The following is a 22,320-nucleotide window of genomic DNA, read 5'->3' on the forward strand; positions in this document are numbered from 1 at the left end:
AGCAGCACGCACGAGGACGAGGCTAAGGAAACGGCGGCCGGGCTTCCGTGAGCAAGATCACGTTTGCGGGTGAGACCTCAGATGCCCCCGAGGGCCCATCAGGCCGTTGTGCCGGCGAGCGCCTTTTGCATGGCCAGCACGCCCAGATCCATCTGGCCGCTGATGTAAGGCGCGATGTCGTTCGGCAGCACATCGACGATCCAGCTCACCCGGCTGCGCCCCGGACCCGCGTCGAACACCTGCACCGATGCGCTATAATGCGTCACCCGTTCGCTGACGATGGCATAAACCAGCCGCCGCCGCGCCTCGTCGCAATCGACCAGCACTTCGCGCGCGACACTGCCGTTGGCAAAGGTGACGATGCGGGCGCCGTCCTCGAGCTTGGTGTCGACAACGAAGCCCGGCGCCAGCCGATGCACCGCGCCGAAATCGCGCACCGCGGCCCAGACGTGATCGGGATGCGCGTCGATGGAAATGTCTTTGTGAATGGAGGCCATGGAGATTTCCTTTACGGGTACTGCCGTCATCCTGAGGTGCTCGCCGTCTTCGGCGAGCCTCGAAGGATGGCCGCAAGTACCGAGTCGAACACCATCCTTCGAGACGCCGCGCTATGCGCGGCTCCTCAGGATGACGGCGGTATGTGTGATGACGGCGGCCTACGCGGTCGCGGACGCCGCGGCGCGCGCCTACGCACAAACCGCCTCGACATTATTGCCGTCGGGATCGATCAGGAACGCGGCGAAATAGGTCGGGCTGTAATCGGCCCGCAAGCCGGCGCCGCCATTGTCGCGGCCGCCGGCTTTGAGCCCCGCGGCATGAAACGTCTGGATCGCGGCATGATCGGGTGCGCGGAACGCGATGTGGGTGCCTGCGCCGGCTGCGCCCTGATGCGCATAAAGCCACAGCGCTGGCGCGTCCGCAGGCCCAAAGCCCGCGCCGCTCTCGTCGCGCGAGCACAGTACATAGCCGAGCGGCGCCAACGCCTCGGTATAGAAGCGCACGCTGGCGTCGAGGTTTTTCACCTTAAGTCCGAGATGGTCGTACATGATGATCTCCAATCGGGCGCGTTCGATCGCGCCGCATCGGCATCACCCTAGTCAGTGCAGGTCCAGCCGTTCTTGGAAAATCTTGCGGTCACCGCGCGAGGCCTGGCGGAATTTCAGCGGCGAAACCCCGGCGGCGCGGTGGAACGTGCGCACGAAATTGGAGAGATCGCCGAAGCCGACATCATAGGCGATGTCGGTGACCGGCCGGTCCTCGTCGGCCAGAAGCCGCGCGGCATGGCGCAGCCGCGAGCGCACCAGATATTGGTGCGGGGTGACGCCGAGCACGTTTCCGAACAGCCGCAGGAAATGGAACAGGCTGAGTTCGGCCTGGCGCGCGGCCTGCTCCAGGTCGATCTGCTGATCGGAATGCGCGTCGATCCACAAGGCGGTCTCCACCGCGCGGCGGCGGTCCTGTGCCGTCGCCGTCACCGGCTTTGGCGCGCGCCCCGAAACCAGCTCGACAAAGCGGCTGGCGAAATATTGTCCGATCTCGTCCAGTCCGGCATCGCTGCGGCCATCGGCCACGGCCTGCGCCAATTCGCCGAACACCATCAGTTCGGGCAGCGGCGGGGCGCTGACGACCTGCCAGATTTCGGTCCGGTCGCCGATCGCCTCGACCAGTTCGGGCGTCAGGAAAAACGACAGGCACTCGTCGCCGCAGCAATGGTCGTGGCTGCAAAAATATTCGTCGCCGGGATAGCCGATCAGCACCGATCCCGCCACCAGTTCGAACCGCCGGCCGCGGCTGTGGCAAGCAAAGCTGCCCTTGCGCACATAGGAGATCGAATGACAGCGATGTTGTTCCACGAACGCCGCGTCGCCGGGTGCGGCGTCGCAACGGAAGTCGGACACCGTGATAGAGGGGCGCTGCAAAAGCGTCGTTGCGGCCATCCAGAGGATTTAGTTCTGCGGGCGCGGCGGCGCAACCGGCAACAGCACATCGAATAGCGTCTTGCTCAGGGGCGAGATCGCGCCCTCGATCGACAGCAGCCGGCGCTTGGAAATGCTGCCGCCATACAGCGATATCTTGTCCGCGTAACTGCCGGCTTCCAGCACGCGGTGGCACGGCACGATCAGCATGAACGGGTTTCTCGCGATCGCCTGCGCCACCGAGTACGCCGCGCCGGACGCCCGCAGGCCGGCGGCGACCTCGCCATAGGTCCGGGTTTCGCCGCGCGGGATGCCGCGCGCAAATTCGTAGACCCGCTGGTTGAAGGCCGGGATGCCCTCGAAGTCGAGCGTGACATCGGCGAAATCGCCGCCCTGGCCGCGCAGCAACGCGACAATGCCCTCGATCGCGATGTCGACATTGAGCGGCGGACGCGTCTCGCGCGCCCCGGGATAAAGCTGAAACAGCCGCCTTCGGGTTTCGATCTCGCGCGCCTCCGGCAGCTGCACTCCGACCACGCCGCTGTCGCTCCAGGCGATACCGCATCGCCCGATGCCGGTATCGAATACCGTGAACCCACGCCCAGCCATGTTACGCCACCCCCAACCCCGGCCGGGATCATAACACCGCCACAATTCGCCGCACCTGGAAAATTAAGGTTGAGTTAAGGGTGGGAGAGGGGCCGGCGGGCGGCCTACCGGCTTGGCGGACGGTGCGGTCTCGGCTAATCAGGGGAAGCGATGCGGGCGTAGTTCAATGGTAGAACGGCAGCTTCCCAAGCTGCATACGAGGGTTCGATTCCCTCCGCCCGCTCCAAATGGCGCAAGACCAGCGCGCTCCAGCCTGTACGGTCAGATCGGTCCGGCTGTAAGCCACGCGGGAACGGTTCTCAGCGACATAGGGTTACGTCGGCCAATCAATCGTCGCTTCCGGCCGAACATTTGCGGGAGGATGTCCCGCTGGGGAAACTTCGACATTGACACCCGCGCTTCCGGGATCGTCCGGCCCAAAGACCACCAAAAATAGACGCTTGCCTCGGTAGCTGACGGCATAGGTGGTTCGGAGCACCTGTTTGCCTTTTTCGCTACCAAGAAGCCGATTGGGAATCGGGCCGCGCCGGAATGCCTCCAGGATCATTTCTTCCACGTCGCGACGCGACGCTTCCATCGAAGTGATCTTGCAGCCGCCCGCGTCCTTCATGGCGACAATCATCCGTCCGCCGTTGTCAAATCCATGCAGATAGGCTGAACCGTGGTCCGGCTTGAGCAGGGGGTCGGCCTGCTCAGGCGGCAATTTGACTCCGCCCTTGTTGAGTTCGGACATTCCCGAAGGCTCATCGACGTGGTTCATGCACGCCAGGGCGAAGCTTCCTACCACCACACTCATAGAAGCGGCCTTGGCGTCGCCGATGAAGTAGTAGGCGAGAAGGACTAAGAAGAAAGATCTTGCGACACGCATCTGCATCGGACTTTTCTAAATGGTCGTTCGGCCAAATGAGTGTCGGTCGATTCCTCACATGCGCGAGAGTGTGTCGCACTCGTGATGCCTCTGACCAGTCGTCATCCGGTGGTCTGGTTCACGGCCGGTGAAGAATTATGATCGAAAAATTTCCGATCCGCTATGGCTCATCGCCATCGGCGGAATGCTCACAGGCATTCTCACGCCATTGTTGCCGTGGTCGCCCAAGAAGATATGCGGCTGCCCGTTGGACCGGCCGGGCAGCCGCGCACCGCGATCGCTCAGGCGCCCTGCGGCACCTGATCGAGAAAGCCAGTGATGCTGCGGATGCGGCCATCCGCCAGCACGGCGAAGTCGGTGCCCTTGATCGGGCTGTCGGCGCCGTCGGGACCCAGTCCCCAGGAGAAACGGACGTGGTCGCCGTAGCCGTTGGGCTCGCCGATCAGCGTGAACCTGAAATCTGGAAAGCGCTGCTGCACGCCGGCGATCAGGGCGTCGACGCCGTCATGGCCGTCGCCGCTCATCAAGGGATCGATGTAGGTCGCGTCCGGGGTCCAGTTGGTCTCCAGCATTTCGCGGCGGCGGTTCGCCGCGCGCTCGTTCCACAAAGTGATATAGCGGTAGGCAATGGTCTGAATGTCGGTCATGTCGCTGCTCCTTCGATGCCGCCGGTTGATCCGGCGTGAGGTGACTATCGAAGGTCGGCGCGGCGAAATCGATTACCTCGCAGGTTATCGATTCCAACTTAGGTTTGATCGGCGGCCCAGCGCTCGAAAGCCGTCACATAAGCGTCAGGCCATGCACCGTCGCACGGCATGGTCCCGGCGCGCAGCCGGAGCAGGATGTGCTGCCGATGGGCGATGACGTCTGCTTCTTTCCACAGATCGAACGCAAACAGCATCGAGTTGCGGTCCATCGGGCGGAACAGCGGACGAATATGATCGTCGAACCGGACGGGTTCATCGGCGCCGGGCAATGTCAGGCTTGCTTCGACCTCAGCCGATTGATCGCCTGCGGTCGCCGAGGCGCGCGCGCCCGGTGACGCGTTGCAGACCCACCACCATTTCGGCACCGGCATGTTGGGCGGCGGCTTGGCGCCGTCTCCGGAGTTTTCCAGCGCGATCCGCGATCCCCACTCGACATAAGCGACAAAGGCGGCACGGAATTCGGCATCGGACGGAAGCCCGGCATCCTCCGCGCTTTGCAGCATGTAGGTAGCCCACAGCGCCCGCTGTTCCCCAGTGATGCGCTTGCCGAGATGCTGCGACACCATGCGCTGGTAGCCGCCATATCGCTGCGAATAAAACGGCGGGCCTCCGAACACCTCGCTGAGCCATGCGGCGACGCGCTCCGGATGATCCGGCGACATCTCCGCGAATAGCGGCCCGAGCAATGGGTCTTCCGGCACGTAGCGGCTGTAGAATATCCGCGTCATATCCAGCAACGCGGGGTAGCCGCCGGCCCATTCGAACAGCGTCGGCTCGCGCAGGGGATCGCGCACCGGATCGTGAAATCCGGCGCTCCAGTGCATGCCGCTGCAGAAAGGCTTGTTCAGCGAGGACCCGCACCGGCAAAGACTGAAATGCTCCGACGAGGCGCCGTCGTTTCGAGCCATACGGACGCCCTCTTCATTGACCAGCTCGACATGGCCGGTGATGCGATAGGGGCCGTCCTTCGAAACCTCGATCCGCGGCGCGCGAACCGTGTCGGACAACGCTGCATCACGTGCCGGTCCGATCCCGATTCCGAGCGCGCCCGAGGGGCATTTGCGGACCGCATTGAGCAGCTCATCCAGCCTGGCGCCGCTCGGTGAAACGAACGGCTCGCGCCCGAGATGGAACACCGAGCGCAGGCGGTCGGTACAAAATCCGGAATGGGCGCAGCTGCCACGGTTATCGAACACATGGGCCTGCTGGCCTTCGTAAACGTCGAGCCGGTCGGGAACCCGCCGTGCATCCTTGGCATCGACGAAGCCGCGCTTGACATGGCTGTCGTCGCAGAACGGCTTTGTCTGTGATTGTCCACAACGGCACAGGCGAACGGGAGCTTCGGCCACGATCGGGATTCCGAGGTGGTCGACGATCTCGATGGATCCATCGACCCGGTAGGGACCGTTGTGGCTGACGACGATGCGCGGCGCTGCCGCGGAAGTCTCGTGGGGTTGCTGTATCGAGTCGTCCTGGTTCAAATTGTCTTGTATTAAATTGTCCTGCGTCATGTTTCGAATGTCCCCGGCTTCTTCCGAACATCTCGAAACGTGCTTAGAATGGATCGATAGCGGCTCTCAACGCACCAGATGGAAAGTAGTCAGGAGCGCGATCATGCGTAAGACGAAGCGAAAATACGGCTGTCCCGTCGAGTTCGCGCTCGACCTGCTCAGCGGCAAGTGGAAGACGGTGATCCTGAGCCGGCTCAAGATCCGGCCGATGCGCTATGCCGAATTGCGCCATGACATTCCGGCGCTCAGCGACAAGGTGCTCACCGAGCGGCTGCGCGACCTCTGCGAAACCGGCTTTGTGAAGCGGGAACGGTCCGGCCGCGAGTCGCGATATTCGCTGAGCCGGCGCGGCGAAATGCTCAAGCCGATGTTGCAGGCGCTCTACGATTGGGGCCACGACAACGCCGCGCCGTTCGGCGTCCGGTTTCTCGATACGGATATGAATTAGTGGGATGAGACTGGATTGAGCCGATGCTATCCGCGCTTCACTTCACCTCTCCCCGGGGAGAGGTCGATTTGCTCCCGGCGATGCGAAGCATCGTCCGGTGCAAATCGGGTAGGGGCGCTTAACGAGGGGGCGTAACCCCTCACCCGGCGCTACGCGCCGACCTCTCCCAACGGGAGAGGTGAAGCGAAGTCGCGGCCGATTAAAAAACGCGCGTTACCGCGCCGCGATGACCATGATCTCGACGCCGTATTTCGGGCCCGCGAGGTTGACCTCGACGGTGGCGCGCGCCGGGGTATTTCCCGCCGACACCCAGCCGTCCCACACCGCGTTCATCTCGGCAAAGTTCTTCATGTCGGTGATGTAGATCGTTGCCGTCAGCAACTTCGATTTGTCGCTTCCGGCCTTCGCCAGATGGCTGTCGATGATCGAAAGCACCTCTTGCGTCTGCTTGGTCACGCTTTCTCCGGCCGTTGTATTGGCTACGATGCCCGCGAGATAGACAGTGTCGCCATGGACGACGATCTGGCTCATGCGCGGGCCGGTCTCGAAACGCTGGATGGTCATGTTTTTCTCCAAAAATGTGCCGGCGGTTCATAGCGCGCCGAAGCGCGGTCCGCCACTGCAATCGCAGGAAATCGCCGATCAGGCGACGATCGATTCGCTGTCGCGAAACGGCAGTTCGGCGACCGAACGGAGTGACGCCTCGATCTGGTCGGGCGGCATCGGGCGCGCGAACAGGAAGCCTTGCAACAGGTCGCAGCCGAGTTCCCGCAGCAGCAGATGGTGATCCGATGTTTCGACGCCTTCGACCACGACGCGCAGGCCACAGGCTTGCGCCAGCGCGATCATGCCGCCGAGTATTTCCCGCCGCTTGTCGTGCTGGGCGAGAAAACTGCGATCGATCTTGACGACATTGCACGACAGCCGGTGCAAATAGCCGATGTTGGCGTAGCCGGAGCCGAAATCGTCGAGCCAGATCTGCACGCCGAGCGCCTTCAGTCCACGCAGGCAATCGGTGACGGCATCCGAGCTTTCGAGCAGCAGGCCTTCGGTCAATTCCAGCACCAGCCGCTCGGGGCTAAGTCCGGTCTCGCGCAAAATCCGTTCGACGGTCTTAACCAGCGCGGGCTGCGCCACGGTCAGCGGCGACAGATTGACGCTGACCTGAACCGGCTCCTTCCAGCGCGAGGCCTCCTTGCAGGCGTTCTTGAGCACCCACTCGGTCAGCGGCCCGATGAAGCCGCTCTCTTCGGCCGCGGGAATGAATTCGGCGGGAGAGACATTGCCGCGGACCGGATCGTTCCAGCGCGCCAGCGCCTCGAAGACGATCGGGCGCCCTGTGACCGTGTCGTAGATCGGCTGATAACACAGATGGAGATGGCCGTCGTGCAGCGCCGCGCGCAGATCGTTGGCGAGCGCTGCCGCGTTGCGCAGGGCTTCCATCGCCGGCGAGAGGCCGCGGCCCTTGCGGCCGGCGGAACGCTCAGGCAGCGAGGCCGCGGTGAAGTGCGCGAGCTGATCGTCATAGAGCCGGGGGATGCCAAGCCCGCTGTGCTTGGCGGCATAGAGCGCCTTGTCCGCCAGCAACATCAGCGCGTCGGCGCTGCCGGCGTGTTCCGGCCCGCAGGCGATCCCGATGCTGACGCCGATCTGCGCTTCGCCCAATTCGCCCAGTAGATGGGTTCCGCTGAGCGCGGCTGTGACGCGCTGCGCGGTCTTGATGGCCTCGGCAGCCGACGTATTCGGCAGCACGATCGCGAACTCGTCGCCGCCCAACCGGGCCGCGGTGTCGTCCTTGCGGACGCATTTCAACAGCCGCTCCGCGACTTCCTTCAGCAAGGCGTCGCCGGCGGCGTGGCCGAGCCGGTCGTTGACTTCCTTGAAGCCGTCGAGATCGAGGCAGAGCAGCGCGCAGGCGTCACCGCCATTGGCCTCGAGATTCGCTTTGGCCAGCGCCTCGTCGAGGCGGGCGTTGAACAGCAGCCGATTGGGAAGCTGCGTCAAGCCATCATGCTGGGCGAGGAATTCGATCTGGGCCTCGGCGCGGCGGCGCTCGGTAATGTCCTCGTAGGTGCAGACCCATCCGCCATCGTCGAGCGGCTGGTGATAGATCGCGATCAGCCGTCCGTCACCGAGCTGCTGCAGGAACGTTCCCTTCTCGCATTTATCGATGAACGCCTTGCGGCCGGCATAGATCTCATCGACGCTGCGGCCGGGGTAATTGCCGATCTCGCAACTGTTAGCCAGCACGTCGTAGAGGCTGATGCCGGTCGGAAGATTCGAGATGTCCTGATGGTAGATCTTGCAGAACTGCTCGTTGACGAGTTGCAGCCGGTCCTGCGCGTCGTAGAGGCAAATGCCCTGCGGCATCGTCGCGATGGCGTGCTCGAAACGCTGCCGGAAGGCGCCGGGAGCCGCGAAGCGCCAGGACAGATCCTGGCGAATGGCCGCGAGCGTTTGCGCGAACCGGCGTTGACCGGCCCGTGAAACAGGCAGGCGCTCCATCATGCGATGCCACAGACTCAACGTATCACTCGCCATCCAATGCGCCGGGCAAAATGCGGTTTCGTTTCGAGCAAACGCGAGGGCATCTGCCCGCGGATCATCCGAAACAGAAATAAGCAACGAGTCCGATTCAGCGGGACTGCACCGGACTCTTCTCTTTGCGACGATTGGACCACAGGACCTTAAGAACAATCTTAAGGAATTACCGCTCTCGGTTGATCCCCGACGATCCCTTCGGGATCCCTTGGGATTTGATTAATGTTTCGTGCCGCGGCGATCTCGCAAATGCGGGTTCGCCTTAACCCACGGCTTTTGCCGCCGCACGCCCCGCGTTGCGCCCGGAAAACAGGCAGCCGCCGAGAAATGTGCCTTCCAGCGACCGGTAGCCATGGACGCCGCCGCCGCCGAAGCCCGCCGCTTCACCAACGGCGTAGAGCCCGGGCATGATCTCGCCGTTCTGGCCGAACACCCGCGAGTCCAGGTCGGTTTCGAATCCGCCCAGCGTCTTGCGGGTCAGGATATTGAGTTTGACCGCGATCAGGGGTCCATGGGCGGGATCGAGGATGCGGTGCGGCTTCGCGGTGCGGATCAGCCGGTCGCCGATATAGCGGCGCGCATTGTGGATGTTCATCACCTGGGTATCCTTGACGAAGCGATTGGCGATCTCGCGGTCGCGCGCCTCGATCTGGGATTTCAGGGCTTCGAGCTTGAGCAGATCATCGCCGGCCAGCGCATTCATGCCGGCGACGAGGTCGGCCAGATTATCGCGCACCACGAAATCGGCGCCGTGGGTCTTGAACGCTTCGACCGGCGCCGGCGCGCCCTTGTTGGTGGCCCGCTTGAGCGTCATCCGCCAGTCTTTTCCGGTGAGGTCGGGATTCTGCTCCGAACCCGACAGCGCGAATTCTTTCTTGATGATGCTTTGTGTCAGCACGAACCACGAATAATCATGGCCGCTGCGCATGATGTAGTCGAGTTGGCCCAGCGTGTCGGAGCCGGGAAACAGCGGCGACGGCAGCCGCTTGCCGGACGCGTCGAACCACATCGAGGACGGTCCGGGCAGGATGCGAATGCCATGGGCCGGCCAGATCGGATTCCAGTTTCGGATGCCCTCGACATAGTGCCACATCCGGTCGCGGTTGATCAGCCGCGCGCCGGCGGCCTCGGTGATGCCGATCATTCGGCCATCGACATGTTCGGGCACGCCGCAGATCATGTTCTTGGGCGCATCGCCCAATCGTTTCGGCCAGTTCTGCCGGACCAGTTCATGATTGCCGCCGATGCCGCCGGACGCCACGATCACCGCCTGCGCCTGCAATTTGAAGTCGCCGACAATCTTGCGCGAACTGCTCTTGCCGCGCGCGACATCGTCGGGCTCCAGGATCGAACCGGTGACGCCATCGACGGCGCCATTGGTGAGCGTCAACGCATCGACGCGGTGGCGGAAGCGGAACGTCAGTTGGCCGCTGGTTTGGGCTTCACGCGCGCGGCGTTCGAACGGTTCGACCACGCCGGGGCCGGTGCCCCAACTGACATGAAACCGCGGCACCGAGTTGCCATGGCCCATCGCGTCGTAGCCGCCGCGCTCGGCCCAGCCGACCACCGGAAAAATACGGTGACCCATCGCCCGCAACCAACTGCGCTTCTCGCCCGCGGCGAACGCCACATAGGCTTGCGCCCAGCGTCTGGGCCACAGATCCTCGTCGCGATCGAAGCCGGCCGATCCCATCCAGTCCTGCAGCGCCAGCTCAAAACTGTCCTTGATGCCGAGCCGGCGCTGTTCCGGCGTGTCCACCAGAAACAATCCGCCGAGCGACCAGAACGCCTGGCCGCCAAGGCTTTGTTCGCCTTCCTGGTCGACTACGATGACGCGTTTGCCGGCGTCGGCAATTTCGGTCGCCGCGACCAGCCCCGCCAGTCCGCCTCCGACGACGATTACGTCCGCATCATCAGCCATTGTCGGGCTCCGCCCTTGAGGGGAGTGAAGCCCGTGGCGAGACCTCCGGTCAACGGTTCCTTGTGTGACCGGGCTTGATTGGCCGAAGCCGCCCGGCCCAGCCTGTGGTAGCTTGCGCGTTAAGCTGTTTCAGTTTGGGACCTTTCGGTGGACGAGTGCAACCGGCCGGCAACACTTAACTTGAATCTTTTTTGAGCGAGGTCAGGCATCTGGACAAAATGACAATCCCGCAACACGCTGCGGGTGCATCACGGAAGACGATCAGATTCGGGTTCGACTAGATTGGACTGGGGCTGCATATGAAGCTGGTGACGGGGTTGCTCGCGGTGGTCCTCCTGCTGGCCGGGATCGGCGCCAGCCATGCGGTGGTTAGGATCGGCGAGGACCGCGGCGGCCGGATCGGCACCTACGTCGACAAATATCAGGACCTGCGTACTTCGGGCGATACCGTCATCATCGACGGTCTGTGCGCTTCGGCCTGCACCATCGTTCTGGGGGCGGTTCCCCACGACAAGATCTGCGTCACCTCGCACGCCAATCTCGGGTTCCACGCGGCATGGGACTTCGGCGCCAATGGCCGTGCCGTCACCAATCGCGAAGCCACCCAGATGCTCTATTCGATGTATCCCTCGCCGGTAAAACACTGGATCAGCGCGCGCGGCGGCCTGACCCCGCACATGATCTTCCTGCGCGGCAAAGCGCTGATGAGCATGTACAAGCCGTGCTACATGGACGCCCAAGCTTCGTCGTCGGCGACGCCTCCGGCACCCGCGCATCAGCATGACGCGATCGGGCGCGGCACTAGGGCGCTGGCCCGCTAGGCGGGTCTGGCCAACCTAAATCCGCTCAGCATGACGTGATCGGGCGCAGCGTCCTGGCGCTTGCCCGCCCCGGCGATGGGTTCTATCTGGATTAGAAAGCGTCGGCGGCGGTTGTGCCGCGTCGACAAAACCTGTTCATTCAGATGGTTGCGTATGGCCCAGCCGTTCTCGACGCCGCAGCAAGTCTCGCCATCGATCCCGCCGTCGCGCCGGGTCGGGCAGGCCATCGTTGCGGGCGCCGCTGCCCTCGGCACCGTGCTGATGCTCGGGGCGCTGGCGCTTTGGTTCCACTATGGAACGACGGTGTTTTTCGAGACCATCGCGGCCGGCATCTCGGCCTGCTTCTGACCGGGACTCCTTGGGGAATTTTATGATGGATCGGACCAAACGCCCGCTGGTTATTGTTGGCGCCTTCACCGGAAGCCTCGTCGTTGGGCTGCTCGTGATGTTGTGGGCCCTGGGCGGATTGCGCAACGTGGCCGCGCCGGCCGCCATCGGTGGGCCGTTCCAGTTGACCGACCAGAGCGGTCAAACCGTGACCGAGAAGAATCTGCTTGGGCGTCCGACGCTGATCATGTTCGGCTTCACCCATTGCCCCGATGTGTGCCCGACCGAACTGTTCGAGATTTCCGAGATATTGCGGGCGATGGGCACCGACGCCGATCGGGTCAACGCCTATTTCATCTCGGTCGATCCGGAGCGGGACACCCAGGCGGCGATCAAGGACTATCTTTCGAGCTTCGATCCGCACCTGAAGGGACTGACCGGCGACCCGGCCGCGGTGGCGAAGGCGATTTCCGATTACCGGGTCTATGCCAAGAAGGTGCCGCTGAAGGATGGCGACTACACCATGGACCATACCGCGCTGGTATATCTGATGAATCGCGACGGCAAGTTCGTCTCGCCGTTCCGACTCGACCGCAAGCCCGAGGAAGCCGCGGCCGACCTCAAAAAGTACCTCTGAGCCTCCGGCGTCGCGTTTTTGGGCCAAGGCTGCTGCTCGCCGAGGCTGCTTGCTCGCGAAGGCTGCGGCTCGCGTTATCGGCCGGATGGTCTATAAGGCCATCGAGTTCCCGAGAAGATTCCTGAGCCAACCGCCGATAATGCCGTCAAAGATCATCCTTTCATGGGGCCATCAGCCATGGCCGCGGGCTTTTCGCAGCATCCCGGCGGTCGTCGGGATGTCGGCTTGCATCCTGCTGGCGCTCGCCGTGTCCGGGTGGCCTGCGCGGGCGCAAAACGCCGTTGCCAAGCCTGCGAGTGCGGCGGCTCCCCAGGCGGTGCCCGGCTTCTGGGATCCCCGGCGGCGGCCGGAACGGCCCGATCTGTCCCGCCTGACGGTGATCCGGTTCCTGACCGAAACCGATTATCCGCCGTTCAACTTTACCGGCCCGGACGGCAACCCCGCCGGCTTCAATGTCGACCTGGCGCGGGCGTTGTGCGACGAGATCAAAGTCACCTGCACGATCCAGATGCGGCGGTTCGAGACGCTGATCGATGCGATCACCTCCAACCGGGGCGATGCCATCATCGCCTCGCTGGCGGTGACGCCGCAATTGCGGGCGCGGGTCGATTTCACCGATCCTTATTACCGGGCGCCGGCGCGGTTCGTGTCGCGCAAGGATGCGGTGATGACGGAGATTCGCCCCGAATATCTCGAAGGCAAGAAAGTCGGCGTCATCACCGGCTCATCGCACGAGGCCTATCTCAAGGCGATGTTCACCGACGCCGAGTTGCATTCCTATCCCAATGATGATGCGCTGCGGACTGCGTTGCGGCGCGGCGAGGTCGATTTCATTTTCGGCGATGCGATCTCGCTGGCGTTCTGGATCAACGGCACTGACTCCGGCGATTGCTGCGCGTTCTCGGGCGGTCCGTTCGTCGAGAGCCGTTATTTCGGTGAGGGCGTCGGCATCGCGGTGCGCAAGGGCAACGACCTGTTGCGGCAGGCGTTGAACTGGGCGCTGTTCCGGATCTGGGAAAAAGGCCGCTACACCGATCTGTGGCTGCATTATTTTTCCGTGAGCCCGTTCTGAGGAAGTGACTTCGTAGGGTGGGCAAAGGCGCGCTTGCGCCGTGCCCACCAGTTCACTCGCGGAATACGTTGGTGGGCACGCTTCGCTTTGCCCACCCTACGATTCCCGGCCGTCATTTTGCATTTTGTTGCGGAAGCGTTAGGTTCCGCGCCTTGGAGAGCTTTGTTAGATGTCCACGATCGATCTTGCTGCTACGCCCGGCGACCTGCGCGCGCTCGCCGAACAATCCAACGCCTGGCCGTTCGAGCAGGCCAAGGCGATTGTCGCGCGTCTGAAGAAGAAGCCGAAAGACGAGGTGCTGTTCGAGACCGGCTACGGCCCGTCGGGCCTGCCGCATATCGGCACCTTCGGCGAGGTCGCGCGCACCACCATGGTCCGCCATGCGTTCCGGGTGCTGACCGAGGACAAGATCAAGACGAGGCTGCTCGCGTTCTCCGACGACATGGACGGCCTGCGCAAGGTGCCGGACAATGTGCCGAACAAGGAGATGCTCGAGCAGTATCTTGGCAAGCCGCTGACCACGGTGCCTGATCCGTTCGGCACGCATCCAAGTTTCGGTGCGCATAACAACGCGCGGCTGCGGGCGTTCCTCGACACCTTCGGCTTCGACTACGAATTCGCCAGCGCCACCGATTATTACAAGTCGGGCAAGTTCGACGCGACGCTGCTCCGGATGCTGGAGCGCCTCGAATCGGTCATGACCATCATGCTGCCCAGCCTGCGCGAGGAGCGCGCCGCGAGCTATTCGCCGTTCCTCCCCATTTGTCCGCGCACCGGCATGGTGCTGTATGTCCCGATCATCGAGCATGACGTGAAGGCCGGGACCATCTCCTACGACGATCCCGAAACCAAGGAGCGCGTTACGCTGCCGGTCACCGGCGGCCATTGCAAGCTGCAATGGAAGCCGGATTGGGCGATGCGCTGGACCGCGCTCGGCGTCGATTACGAGATGGCCGGCAAGGATCTGATCGATTCGGTCAAGTTGTCAGGCAAGATCTGCGCGGCGATCGGCGGCACGCCGCCCGAAGGCTTCAATTACGAGCTGTTCCTCGACGACAAGGGCCAGAAGATTTCGAAGTCGAAGGGCAACGGGCTCACCATCGACGAGTGGCTGCGTTATGCCTCGCCGGAATCGCTGTCGCTGTTCATGTATCGCGAGCCCAAATCGGCGAAGCGTTTGTACTTCGACGTGATCCCGCGCAACGTCGATGACTACCAGCAATTCCTCGACGGGTTTTCGCGGCAGGATGCCAAGCAGCAGCTTCAAAATCCGGTCTGGCATGTCCACGCCGGCCATCCGCCGGTCGCCGACATGCCGGTCACGTTCCAGTTGCTGCTGACTTTGGTGTCGTCGTCGAACGCGGAGAACGCCGCGACCCTCTGGGGGTTCATCGGGCGCTATCGTCCCGGCGTCACGCCGCAGACCCATCCGAAGCTCGATGCGATGGTCGGCTACGCCATCAATTACTATCGCGACTTCGTCGCGCCGACCAAGAAGTTCCGCGAGCCGACCGACAACGAACGCGTCGCGTTGCAGGATTTGCGCGACGCACTGTCGCAACTGGCGCCGGAATCTTCCGCCGAAGACATCCAGAACGTGGTCTATGAAATCGGGCGGCGCGAGCCGTTCCTCGACGCGGTGAAGAAGGGCAAGGACGGCCGCCCCGGCGTCTCGCTCGACTGGTTCAACATGCTTTACCAGGTGCTGCTCGGCCAGGAAAAAGGCCCGCGCTTCGGCTCGTTCGTCGCGGTCTATGGGGTGCCGAATGCGGTAGCGATGATCGACGGGGCGCTGGCGAGGAGCGCGTAATCATCAGCCCTGCGGTCGCGCAAGCCGTCATGCGCGGGCTTGACCCGCGCATCCATCTTGCTTCGTAGAATCCTTCTTTTGGTCGATGGATTGCCGGGTCAAGCCAATGATGGGAAGTGGCGCCCGCAAATCCGGATAGGAGCCCCTCGGCAATTTCAGCCAAACCCGCGCCGAATTGCGCTAACATCCCAAGCATGACACGGCCCAAGCCTCCGCTTGAGGGGCGGCCAGCATCAGGAGGTACGCATGCAGTTCAGGGTTTCGCCGAAAGCGCTCGACAACAGCAGCGCCGAGGAATGGCAGGCGCGGGTCGATCTCGCGGCCGCGCACCGGCTCGCCTTCAACCAGGGTTTTTCCGAAGGCATCTTCAATCATCTGACTCTGGTGGTGCCGGGCCGCAGCGACCGCTACTACCAGATCCCGTTCGGGATGCATTGGTCGGAGGTGACGGCCTCGTCCTTCATGGAGGTCGGCATCGACGATGGCGAGGTCAAGCGCGGCGAGGGCGAAGTCGAACGCTCCTGCTATTGCATCCATGCGCCGATCCACAAGGCGCTGCCGCAGGCCAAGGCGGTGTTTCATACCCACATGCCCTATGCCAGCGCACTGACGCGGTTGGAAGATCCGCGCATCAAGGAGATCGGCCAGACCGAGGTCGGGATGTCCGGCGAGATCGCCTATGACGATGAGTACACGGGTCCCGCGCTCGATCCGGCCGAAGGCGCCCGCCTCGCCAGGGTGATCGGCGACAAGTCGGTGCTGTTCATGGCCAATCACGGCATCTCCACGGTCGGAGAAACCGTCGCTGACGCCTATGACCGGCTCTATTACATCGAGCGCGCCGCCCAAGTGCAGATCTACGCGATGTGGACCGGGCAGAGACTGAAGCAACTGCCGGATGCCGTGGTCGAGAAGACCAAGCGCGATATCGGCGGCAATCATCTGTACCAGGGGCCAACACCGGCGCAGCGGCACTTCGACGCGCTCAAGCGCATGCTCGACCGCAAGGAGCCGGATTACGCGACGTAATCCGGAGTCTCGCCCCGTCACGATGCGCATCGCGTTCACATCGACGCGATGCGACGGAATGCAGCGTTGATAAACGCTTTGGCGCATGGAAGAACGCAGTCGCTTGGCGTGGTCGGTCGATCATGCCGCAATACAGGCGACCGCAATGAAGATTTTGACACTCGCTGTGGCGATAGCGCTCACGTTGATCAGCAATTTGGCGTTCGCACAGACCGCCATTGAGACGCCCGGCTTGAACGGAGTCACGTTGGGCAATTCAATGCCGGGCGCGACGGCCGGCGTACCCTATCCGCGCCCGACTGAATCATACGGAAGTGCGACATCTGGAACAGCCGGGGGTGAAAGCACCCCGCGCGCGTTTCACCCGAGGCGGCATCGACACCATCGGGCACCGCAGAGATAAGCGGCGAGCTACTTCCTTCTCCCCTTGTGGGAGAAGGTGGCGCGAAGCGCCGGATGAGGGGTAGCAACATAGCGAGGCGTCGCGACCCCTCACCCGTCACGATGCTGCGCATCGTACCACCCTCTCCCACAAGGGGAGAGGGAAGAGCGCATCCGCCTCAATGTGGGCCGTGCTTATCATCTCGCTCGGTCACTTACAGCCCTCACCCTCTCCGCAAACCGGTGCCAGATTTCCGGACGCCAGCTGCCGTTGGCTGCGCCTGAGGTCGAGGGCAGGATCCATATTCTCGTGTCGGCGATCCGTTCGGTCTGCTCGCCATAATCGCGTCGGCCGCCAAGAAATCGTTGCCCGGCATTCTTGCTGGTGAAGGCGAGAAATTGCGGACGAAAGGTTGCGATCGTCTCCCCGAGGCGTGCGCGCGACATCTCCGCCAGTTCCGACAGCGGGATCTGATGATCCATGCCGGAATGCGTCTTGACGAAGTCGGTGAGACCGATCCGATACCGCAGCAGGTCGCGATATTGATGCGGTTGCAGCAATTGCGGCGTGAGCCCGGTCTCGTGCAGGATCTTCCAGAACTTGTTCTGCTTGTGCGCGTAATAAGCTCCCGCGAGTGCCGATGCGGTGCCTACCGCCGTGCCGCACAGCACGATCTGCAGACCATCCTGCAATACATCCTGCAAGATATCCGGCGCGCTGGCGGCCATCTTACTGTTTCGCCCACAGGATCCTGGCAACCCAGGCGACCTCGGCCGCCGCGAGGCTGCGCTCGTCGCAGCTCTTGTCCAGCGATTGCAGTTCCAGCGTCCGCGCGGTCCGGCGCTTCAACTCGCCGATCAGAATTTCGCCGGTGAGCGTTTTCAGCACCACGCGGTCGCCGCGCCGGATCGCCGTCGACGGCGAGACCACGATGATGTCGCCATCGCGATAGGCCGGCCGCATCGCATCGCCGGAAATCTCCAGCGCATAGGCATGCTCGTCATCGGCCGACGGCAGCGCCATCGCCTCGCGGGGCTTGCCGGCCGGAAATCCATCCTCGTCGAAGGCGTCCTTCGCTGCCGCTTGCGCGAAGCGGAGCAGTGGAATCGACGGCGCCTGCCGCGGGCCATCGCCGATCAACTGTACGAAGCTGTCGACCGAACTGGCGGTGGCGGCCAGCGCCTTGGCGATCGATTCGGTCGAGGGCCAGCGTTCGCGGCCGTCGGCGGTCACGCGCTTGGACTTGTTGAAGGTGGTGGGATCGAGGCCGGACTTCCGGGCCAGCCCCGACGCCGACAATCCCGCGCGCTCCGCCAGCCGCTCCAGCGCGGTCCAGATCTGCTCATGGGTGAGCACGGGCTGTGCTTTTGGCGGCCTGGCCATGGTCCGGTGGGGTCTCGAACGAGGTCGAAGATAGGAATTATTACCTTGTTGGCACGATTTTCACAATCGGGAACGCTGCCCTTGAAGTGCGCCTGTGGCGCCGATACGGTCAGTTTTCGGGGCCGGAAATTCCTCGGAAATCCCAAGAGACTCAACGACAAACAGGACGCTCGGCAAGTGCGCAGGATCTACAAGATTTGCCCGGCTTCGGCCTGGCGCGAGGCCGAGCGGCAGGGGGTATACCGCGGCAGCGCCGACGATACCCGCGATGGCTTTATCCATTTCTCGGTGGCCTCGCAGGTCAACGAGACCGCCCGGCGGCACTTCTTCGGCCAGACCGGGCTGTTCCTGATCGAGGTCGATGCCGACACGCTCGGCGACGCGCTGCGCTGGGAGCCGTCGCGTAACGACGAGCTGTTTCCGCATCTCTATGGCGAGCTCGATCTCGGCGCGGTCACCGGCGTGCTCAGCATGCGGGCGCGGTCCGACGGCTATCACGACCTCCCGGAGCTCGAGCCGTGATCCGCGCCTTCGATGCCTTCTCGCTGCCATTGCTGCGCTGGTTCGATCCGGAAGACGCCCACCGCATGGCGATCCAGGGCTTGCGGCTGTTGCCGCCGATGCGGCCGCGGCCGGACGATCCGAAACTGGCGGTGCGGGCGTTCGGCCTGAACTTCCCCAATCCGATCGGCATGGCGGCGGGCTTCGACAAGAGCGCCGAGGCGCCCGACGCGCTGCTGCGGTTGGGGTTCGGCTTTGTCGAAATCGGTTCGGTGACGCCAAAGCCGCAGGCCGGCAATCCGCGGCCGCGGCTGTTCCGGCTGGAGCGCGATGAGGCGGTGGTCAACCGCATGGGCTTCAACAATGACGGCGCCGAAGCGGTGCTGCGCCGGCTCGCCGCGCGCGCCCATTTGGGTGGCATCGTCGGGGTCAACGTGGGCGCCAACAAGGATGCGGACGATCGTGTCGCCGACTATGTGCGGTTGATCGAGACCTTCGCGCCGGTCGCAAGCTACTTCACCGTCAACGTGTCGTCGCCGAACACGCCGGGCCTGCGCAATTTGCAGCAGGCCGCGGCGCTCGACGATCTGCTCGCCAAGGTGATCGATGCGCGGGAGCGGGTGCGGCAGAACGCCGGCGATTCGCCGGTGCTGTTGAAGATCGCGCCGGATCTCAGCCTGTCCGAGCTGGATGACGTGGTTCACATCGCGCGCTCGCGCCGGGTCGACGGCATGATCGTCGCCAACACCACGCTGGTGCGGCCCTCGACCTTGCGCGAAGCGGCGCGGGCGCGGGAACAGGGCGGATTGTCGGGGCGGCCGTTGTTTCGACTGTCGACCCGGATGGTGGCGGAAACCTATGTCCGCGCCGAGGGCGCGTTTCCGCTGATTGGCGTTGGCGGCATCGATAGCGGCGGCGCCGCGCTGACAAAGATCCGCGCCGGCGCCAGCCTGATCCAGCTTTATTCATCGCTGATCTACAAGGGCCTTGGTCTGGTCGAAGACATCAAGAACGACCTGGCCTCGACGCTGCTGCGGACGGGTCGCGATTCTTTGTCGGAGATCGTCGGCGCCGACGCCGCGACCATCACCGCCGAGGACTGGCCGGTGCAGTAGGTTAGCTCTCTCGTGCCCCGGATGCGGTGCAACGCGCCGCGCTTGCGGCGTGGTGCACTGCTGATCCGGGGCCCATCGTTTAAACTCGTGGGTCCCGGCTCTGCGGAGCAGCGTTCCACGCTGCACCGCGTCCGGGACACGAGATCGGCGGCTCAGCTTTCTCTCTTGAACGACGCCCGGAACAGCGCGGGATAGCGCAGCGCCTCGAGCCCGCCGCGTGCGGCGTAGTGCACCAATAGCGCGCTCCACAGTCCGGCGTTGCCGAACGAACGCAGCGCGAACCAGGCGGATAAAAACACCGCCAGCGACAGCACCATCAGATTGCGCATGTCGCGCGCCCAGGTCGCGCCGATATAGATCCCGTCATAGGCAAAGGCGAACACGCCGAGCAGCGGTGCGGCGACCACGAACCAGAGATAATCGCGGGCGCCGTGGCGGACCGGCTCGCTCGCGGTCATCACATCGATCAGCGTCGGGCCGAATAGTGTGAAGGCCACGCTGACCGCCATGGCGAAGCCAAAACCCCAGGCTACGACCAGCCTCACCGCGCCGGCGAAACCGTCGCGGTCACGGGCGCCAAAGGCGTGGCCGCACAACTGCTCGGCGGCATTGGCGAAGCCGTCGAGGAAGAAGGCGCTGACCAGCAGGAAATTGTTCAGCACCGCGTTCGACGCCAGCGTCACGTCGCCGGCGCGGGCGCCCTGCGCGGTGAAAAACAGGAACGCTGCGATCAATGACGCGGTGCGGATCATGATGTCGCGGTTGACCGCGAGCATCTTCAGCAGCTTTTCGCGATCGAACAGGCTTGCGCGCGCGACCGCCAGTCGTCCACCCGAGAGGCGCCGTGCGATCAGCACGCCAAGCACGAGGCCGGTCGCCTCGGCGATCAAGGCGGCGATCGCAGCACCCGCGATCCCGAAGTCGAACACCAGCACCAGCACGATCGTGGCGGCCATGTTGATCAGGTTGATGGTGACCTGCGTCGCCAGCGCGAGTCTTGCTTGCGCCTGTCCGATCAGCCAGCCCAGCACGACATAATTGCCGAGCGCCAGCGGGGCCGACCAGATCCGGATGGTGAAATAGGTTCGGGCGGCGCGGGTGACGCTTTCGCTGCCGCCCATGGCGCCCAATAGCAGCGCCGCGAGCGGAAGCTGCAACGCAATCAGGCCGGCGCCGATCACGCCTGCGATGATAAAGCCGCGCACCAGGATGGCGCGGACTTCCCCGGTTTCGCCTGCGCCGATCGACTGCGCGGTGAAGGCGACCGTGCCCATGCGCAGGAAGGCGAACAGCCAGAACATGCAATCGAACAGCACCGACGCCATCGCGACGCCGCCCAGCGAGGCGGCATCGCCGAGCCGTCCGATCGCGGTGGTCGAGACGATGCCGATCAGCGGCGTCGTCAAATTGGCGATCATCGCAGGACCAGCGATCGCGAACACGCGCGCGGTGGTGACTTTGGTTGGGGGGTTCAACAGAGCGCCACCGTCATTGCAAGGAGCGAAGCGACGAAGCAATCCAGAGCCCCCGGCACTTGTGGCTCTGGATTGCTTCGCGGAGCCTGTCGTCGGGCGGCGCTTCGCGCCGACCCGTTGGCTCGCAATGACGAAGAAAACATGCCTACAACTCGACGATCATGCCGTCATGCGCGGTCGTGTGCTGGAGCGTATCCAGCCGTCCCAGCATGTCATCGCTCATATGCGTCAGCACCAGCCGCTTCGGTTTGATCTCGGCGAGATGCGTCTGAAGCGTGGTCAAGCTGAGATGGTTCTTGACGACCTTGTCGTAATAATAAGCCTCCGCGATGAACAGGTCGGCCTCGCGCGCCAGCGGGATCAGCGTCTCGGTCCATTCGGTGTCGGCGCTATAGGCGATCACGCGCCCTTCCGCCTCGATCCGATAGCCGAGAAACGGTCCGCCGGATTCACCGTGCACGACGGGGTAGGGCGTCACGTTGACGGCACCAAAGCTGCGCGTTTCCTCGGGTTTGAGCGTGAGGACCGAGAGATCGAATTTTGGCTTTGTTTTGGATGAATGCTCGAACAAGGCTTCCATGAGCTGCGGCAGTTTCTGCTCGATGCCTTCTGGCCCCGCGATCACCAGCGGGCGGGTGCGGCGGGAAAACTGGGCGTCGAGCAGCAGGAACGGCAGCCCCGCGAAATGATCGCCATGAAAATGCGTGATCAGGATCAGGTCGATATCATCGCGCGAAATCCCGAGCCGCTTCAGCGCCGGCAGCGAGGATGCGCCGCAATCGATCAGGAAATTGATGCGGTCGCCGGCGACGTGGAAGCAGGTATTCAATCGGCCGCCGGAACCGAACGCGTCGCCGCAGCCGACAAATTGCAATCGCATCGGCCGCTGTCCAATCGATAAATTAACGCGGGCGCGGCGTGCCGAACAGCCGCGATAACAGCCAGATCGGAATCACGATCACGGCGCCGAGCAGGAAGTAGCGCCACAGCCCGTTGACCGCGTCAAAGCCGAGATCCCAGATCCGCTGGAACAGCAAGCGGATGCTGTGGACGATATTCCACGGGTCGAATCCGATCGCGGCCAGCACCACGCCGACCAGTATCGACAGCAGGATCAGCCGAAACGCCACGGTCAGCGGCGAGCCGCCGAGGAAGCGGTGCATGCCGCCGCCCGTCGCCGGCAATTCCCTGGTGTCGTTGGGCATCGGTGATCTCCTGCACGAAACTTTGATCGCATTGTACTACGG

General features: G+C 63.6%; 24 protein-coding genes and 1 tRNA gene. 10 read left to right on the top strand and 15 right to left on the bottom strand.

Annotation, left to right across the window (positions count from 1 at the left end; translation table 11 throughout):
- Positions 1-98: 98 nt before the first annotated feature.
- The 4 genes from GSQ88_RS02885 to GSQ88_RS02900 all read right to left on the bottom strand — a co-directional run bounded on the left by GSQ88_RS02885 (position 99) and on the right by GSQ88_RS02900 (position 2,525).
- Positions 99-497, bottom strand: a complete 399-nt coding sequence (locus tag GSQ88_RS02885; RefSeq protein WP_159005863.1) for an SRPBCC family protein — start codon at positions 495-497, stop codon at positions 99-101.
- Between the two features lie 189 nt (positions 498-686).
- Positions 687-1,046 (bottom strand): VOC family protein, encoded by a 360-nt coding sequence (locus GSQ88_RS02890; RefSeq protein ID WP_159005864.1) that lies wholly within the window; start codon positions 1,044-1,046, stop codon positions 687-689.
- Between the two features lie 51 nt (positions 1,047-1,097).
- Positions 1,098-1,937, bottom strand: a complete 840-nt coding sequence (locus GSQ88_RS02895; protein ID WP_159005865.1) for a helix-turn-helix transcriptional regulator — start codon at positions 1,935-1,937, stop codon at positions 1,098-1,100.
- A gap of 9 nt (positions 1,938-1,946) precedes the next feature.
- Positions 1,947-2,525, bottom strand: coding sequence for a methylated-DNA--[protein]-cysteine S-methyltransferase (locus tag GSQ88_RS02900; RefSeq protein ID WP_159005866.1), 579 nt, complete (start codon positions 2,523-2,525; stop codon positions 1,947-1,949).
- A 152-nt stretch (positions 2,526-2,677) separates the two neighbouring features.
- Here GSQ88_RS02900 and GSQ88_RS02905 point away from each other — a divergent pair.
- Positions 2,678-2,751 (top strand) — tRNA-Gly (locus GSQ88_RS02905).
- 87 nt (positions 2,752-2,838) lie between these two features.
- On the opposite strand, the gene GSQ88_RS02910 is transcribed toward GSQ88_RS02905, so the two are convergent.
- The 3 genes from GSQ88_RS02910 to GSQ88_RS02920 form a co-directional block, all read right to left on the bottom strand.
- Entirely contained in the window at positions 2,839-3,399 is a 561-nt protein-coding gene (locus tag GSQ88_RS02910; protein WP_159005867.1) for an NMCC_0638 family (lipo)protein, read from the bottom strand.
- Between the two features lie 275 nt (positions 3,400-3,674).
- Positions 3,675-4,040, bottom strand: coding sequence for a nuclear transport factor 2 family protein (locus tag GSQ88_RS02915; protein WP_159005868.1), 366 nt, complete (start codon positions 4,038-4,040; stop codon positions 3,675-3,677).
- A gap of 98 nt (positions 4,041-4,138) precedes the next feature.
- Entirely contained in the window at positions 4,139-5,611 is a 1,473-nt protein-coding gene (locus GSQ88_RS02920) for a CDGSH iron-sulfur domain-containing protein (protein ID WP_159005869.1), read from the bottom strand.
- A gap of 103 nt (positions 5,612-5,714) precedes the next feature.
- Here GSQ88_RS02920 and GSQ88_RS02925 point away from each other — a divergent pair, with 103 nt between their 5' ends.
- Positions 5,715-6,059, top strand: a complete 345-nt coding sequence (locus GSQ88_RS02925) for a winged helix-turn-helix transcriptional regulator (RefSeq protein ID WP_174247905.1) — start codon at positions 5,715-5,717, stop codon at positions 6,057-6,059.
- A 213-nt stretch (positions 6,060-6,272) separates the two neighbouring features.
- On the opposite strand, the gene GSQ88_RS02930 is transcribed toward GSQ88_RS02925, so the two are convergent.
- The 3 genes from GSQ88_RS02930 to GSQ88_RS02940 all read right to left on the bottom strand — a co-directional run bounded on the left by GSQ88_RS02930 (position 6,273) and on the right by GSQ88_RS02940 (position 10,521).
- Positions 6,273-6,623, bottom strand: a complete 351-nt coding sequence (locus GSQ88_RS02930) for a RidA family protein (protein ID WP_159005870.1) — start codon at positions 6,621-6,623, stop codon at positions 6,273-6,275.
- Between the two features lie 78 nt (positions 6,624-6,701).
- Positions 6,702-8,600: a putative bifunctional diguanylate cyclase/phosphodiesterase gene (locus tag GSQ88_RS02935; RefSeq protein ID WP_159005871.1), complete on the bottom strand. Its 1,899-nt coding sequence runs from the start codon at positions 8,598-8,600 to the stop codon at positions 6,702-6,704.
- Between the two features lie 262 nt (positions 8,601-8,862).
- Positions 8,863-10,521, bottom strand: coding sequence for an FAD-binding dehydrogenase (locus tag GSQ88_RS02940; protein WP_159005872.1), 1,659 nt, complete (start codon positions 10,519-10,521; stop codon positions 8,863-8,865).
- 299 nt (positions 10,522-10,820) lie between these two features.
- Between GSQ88_RS02940 and GSQ88_RS02945 the strand changes: the two genes are divergently transcribed.
- From GSQ88_RS02945 to GSQ88_RS02975, 6 genes are all read left to right on the top strand, one after another.
- Positions 10,821-11,342: a hypothetical protein gene (locus GSQ88_RS02945; protein WP_159005873.1), complete on the top strand. Its 522-nt coding sequence runs from the start codon at positions 10,821-10,823 to the stop codon at positions 11,340-11,342.
- A gap of 153 nt (positions 11,343-11,495) precedes the next feature.
- A complete protein-coding gene (locus GSQ88_RS02950; RefSeq protein ID WP_159005874.1) occupies positions 11,496-11,690 on the top strand; it encodes a hypothetical protein in 195 nt (64 codons plus the stop codon).
- 25 nt (positions 11,691-11,715) lie between these two features.
- Complete coding sequence (locus GSQ88_RS02955; RefSeq protein ID WP_159005875.1) at positions 11,716-12,306, top strand: SCO family protein; 591 nt, start codon at positions 11,716-11,718, stop codon at positions 12,304-12,306.
- A 217-nt stretch (positions 12,307-12,523) separates the two neighbouring features.
- Positions 12,524-13,378: an ABC transporter substrate-binding protein gene (locus tag GSQ88_RS02960; RefSeq protein WP_159005876.1), complete on the top strand. Its 855-nt coding sequence runs from the start codon at positions 12,524-12,526 to the stop codon at positions 13,376-13,378.
- A 169-nt stretch (positions 13,379-13,547) separates the two neighbouring features.
- Positions 13,548-15,188 (top strand): lysine--tRNA ligase, encoded by a 1,641-nt coding sequence (locus GSQ88_RS02970; protein WP_159005877.1) that lies wholly within the window; start codon positions 13,548-13,550, stop codon positions 15,186-15,188.
- Positions 15,189-15,434: 246 nt separating this feature from the next.
- Positions 15,435-16,217, top strand: coding sequence for a class II aldolase/adducin family protein (locus GSQ88_RS02975; RefSeq protein WP_159005878.1), 783 nt, complete (start codon positions 15,435-15,437; stop codon positions 16,215-16,217).
- A 579-nt stretch (positions 16,218-16,796) separates the two neighbouring features.
- Here the strand turns inward: GSQ88_RS02975 and GSQ88_RS02980 are convergent.
- Both GSQ88_RS02980 and GSQ88_RS02985 read right to left on the bottom strand, forming a co-directional pair.
- Positions 16,797-17,327 carry a mismatch-specific DNA-glycosylase gene (locus GSQ88_RS02980; RefSeq protein ID WP_159005879.1) on the bottom strand — a complete coding sequence of 177 codons (531 nt, stop codon included), beginning with the start codon at positions 17,325-17,327 and terminating at the stop codon, positions 16,797-16,799.
- A gap of 1 nt (position 17,328) precedes the next feature.
- Positions 17,329-17,982 carry a S24 family peptidase gene (locus GSQ88_RS02985; RefSeq protein WP_159005880.1) on the bottom strand — a complete coding sequence of 218 codons (654 nt, stop codon included), beginning with the start codon at positions 17,980-17,982 and terminating at the stop codon, positions 17,329-17,331.
- Between the two features lie 177 nt (positions 17,983-18,159).
- Here GSQ88_RS02985 and GSQ88_RS02990 point away from each other — a divergent pair, with 177 nt between their 5' ends.
- Complete coding sequence (locus GSQ88_RS02990) at positions 18,160-18,504, top strand: DUF952 domain-containing protein (RefSeq protein ID WP_159005881.1); 345 nt, start codon at positions 18,160-18,162, stop codon at positions 18,502-18,504.
- Positions 18,501-19,598: a quinone-dependent dihydroorotate dehydrogenase gene (locus GSQ88_RS02995; RefSeq protein WP_159005882.1), complete on the top strand. Its 1,098-nt coding sequence runs from the start codon at positions 18,501-18,503 to the stop codon at positions 19,596-19,598. Before GSQ88_RS02990 ends, GSQ88_RS02995 begins: the two co-directional genes overlap by 4 nt.
- 152 nt (positions 19,599-19,750) lie before the next feature.
- Here the strand turns inward: GSQ88_RS02995 and GSQ88_RS03000 are convergent, their stop codons facing one another.
- The 3 genes from GSQ88_RS03000 to GSQ88_RS03010 form a co-directional block, all read right to left on the bottom strand.
- Entirely contained in the window at positions 19,751-21,016 is a 1,266-nt protein-coding gene (locus GSQ88_RS03000) for an MATE family efflux transporter (RefSeq protein WP_159005942.1), read from the bottom strand.
- A 202-nt stretch (positions 21,017-21,218) separates the two neighbouring features.
- Positions 21,219-21,953 (bottom strand): MBL fold metallo-hydrolase, encoded by a 735-nt coding sequence (locus GSQ88_RS03005; RefSeq protein ID WP_159005883.1) that lies wholly within the window; start codon positions 21,951-21,953, stop codon positions 21,219-21,221.
- Between the two features lie 22 nt (positions 21,954-21,975).
- Complete coding sequence (locus tag GSQ88_RS03010; protein WP_159005884.1) at positions 21,976-22,278, bottom strand: DUF6460 domain-containing protein; 303 nt, start codon at positions 22,276-22,278, stop codon at positions 21,976-21,978.
- Positions 22,279-22,320 lie beyond the last annotated feature (42 nt).

The sequence above is a fragment of the Bradyrhizobium sp. S69 genome, assembly GCF_009766005.1.
Taxonomy (GTDB): Bacteria; Pseudomonadota; Alphaproteobacteria; order Rhizobiales; family Xanthobacteraceae; genus Bradyrhizobium.

Excerpts from the sequence above, each read along its gene's own strand:
- GSQ88_RS02885 (WP_159005863.1), bottom strand. The coding sequence starts at position 497 with ATGGCCTCCATTCACAAAGACATTTCCATCGACGCGCATCCCGATCAC.
- GSQ88_RS02890 (WP_159005864.1), bottom strand. The coding sequence starts at position 1,046 with ATGTACGACCATCTCGGACTTAAGGTGAAAAACCTCGACGCCAGCGTG.
- GSQ88_RS02895 (WP_159005865.1), bottom strand. The coding sequence starts at position 1,937 with ATGGCCGCAACGACGCTTTTGCAGCGCCCCTCTATCACGGTGTCCGAC.
- GSQ88_RS02900 (WP_159005866.1), bottom strand. The coding sequence starts at position 2,525 with ATGGCTGGGCGTGGGTTCACGGTATTCGATACCGGCATCGGGCGATGC.
- GSQ88_RS02910 (WP_159005867.1), bottom strand. The coding sequence starts at position 3,399 with ATGCAGATGCGTGTCGCAAGATCTTTCTTCTTAGTCCTTCTCGCCTAC.
- GSQ88_RS02915 (WP_159005868.1), bottom strand. The coding sequence starts at position 4,040 with ATGACCGACATTCAGACCATTGCCTACCGCTATATCACTTTGTGGAAC.
- GSQ88_RS02920 (WP_159005869.1), bottom strand. The coding sequence starts at position 5,611 with ATGACGCAGGACAATTTAATACAAGACAATTTGAACCAGGACGACTCG.
- GSQ88_RS02925 (WP_174247905.1), top strand. The coding sequence starts at position 5,715 with ATGCGTAAGACGAAGCGAAAATACGGCTGTCCCGTCGAGTTCGCGCTC.
- GSQ88_RS02930 (WP_159005870.1), bottom strand. The coding sequence starts at position 6,623 with ATGACCATCCAGCGTTTCGAGACCGGCCCGCGCATGAGCCAGATCGTC.
- GSQ88_RS02935 (WP_159005871.1), bottom strand. The coding sequence starts at position 8,600 with ATGGCGAGTGATACGTTGAGTCTGTGGCATCGCATGATGGAGCGCCTG.
- GSQ88_RS02940 (WP_159005872.1), bottom strand. The coding sequence starts at position 10,521 with ATGGCTGATGATGCGGACGTAATCGTCGTCGGAGGCGGACTGGCGGGG.
- GSQ88_RS02945 (WP_159005873.1), top strand. The coding sequence starts at position 10,821 with ATGAAGCTGGTGACGGGGTTGCTCGCGGTGGTCCTCCTGCTGGCCGGG.
- GSQ88_RS02950 (WP_159005874.1), top strand. The coding sequence starts at position 11,496 with ATGGCCCAGCCGTTCTCGACGCCGCAGCAAGTCTCGCCATCGATCCCG.
- GSQ88_RS02955 (WP_159005875.1), top strand. The coding sequence starts at position 11,716 with ATGGATCGGACCAAACGCCCGCTGGTTATTGTTGGCGCCTTCACCGGA.
- GSQ88_RS02960 (WP_159005876.1), top strand. The coding sequence starts at position 12,524 with ATGTCGGCTTGCATCCTGCTGGCGCTCGCCGTGTCCGGGTGGCCTGCG.
- GSQ88_RS02970 (WP_159005877.1), top strand. The coding sequence starts at position 13,548 with ATGTCCACGATCGATCTTGCTGCTACGCCCGGCGACCTGCGCGCGCTC.
- GSQ88_RS02975 (WP_159005878.1), top strand. The coding sequence starts at position 15,435 with ATGCAGTTCAGGGTTTCGCCGAAAGCGCTCGACAACAGCAGCGCCGAG.
- GSQ88_RS02980 (WP_159005879.1), bottom strand. The coding sequence starts at position 17,327 with ATGGCCGCCAGCGCGCCGGATATCTTGCAGGATGTATTGCAGGATGGT.
- GSQ88_RS02985 (WP_159005880.1), bottom strand. The coding sequence starts at position 17,982 with ATGGCCAGGCCGCCAAAAGCACAGCCCGTGCTCACCCATGAGCAGATC.
- GSQ88_RS03000 (WP_159005942.1), bottom strand. The coding sequence starts at position 21,016 with ATGATCGCCAATTTGACGACGCCGCTGATCGGCATCGTCTCGACCACC.
- GSQ88_RS03005 (WP_159005883.1), bottom strand. The coding sequence starts at position 21,953 with ATGCGATTGCAATTTGTCGGCTGCGGCGACGCGTTCGGTTCCGGCGGC.
- GSQ88_RS03010 (WP_159005884.1), bottom strand. The coding sequence starts at position 22,278 with ATGCCCAACGACACCAGGGAATTGCCGGCGACGGGCGGCGGCATGCAC.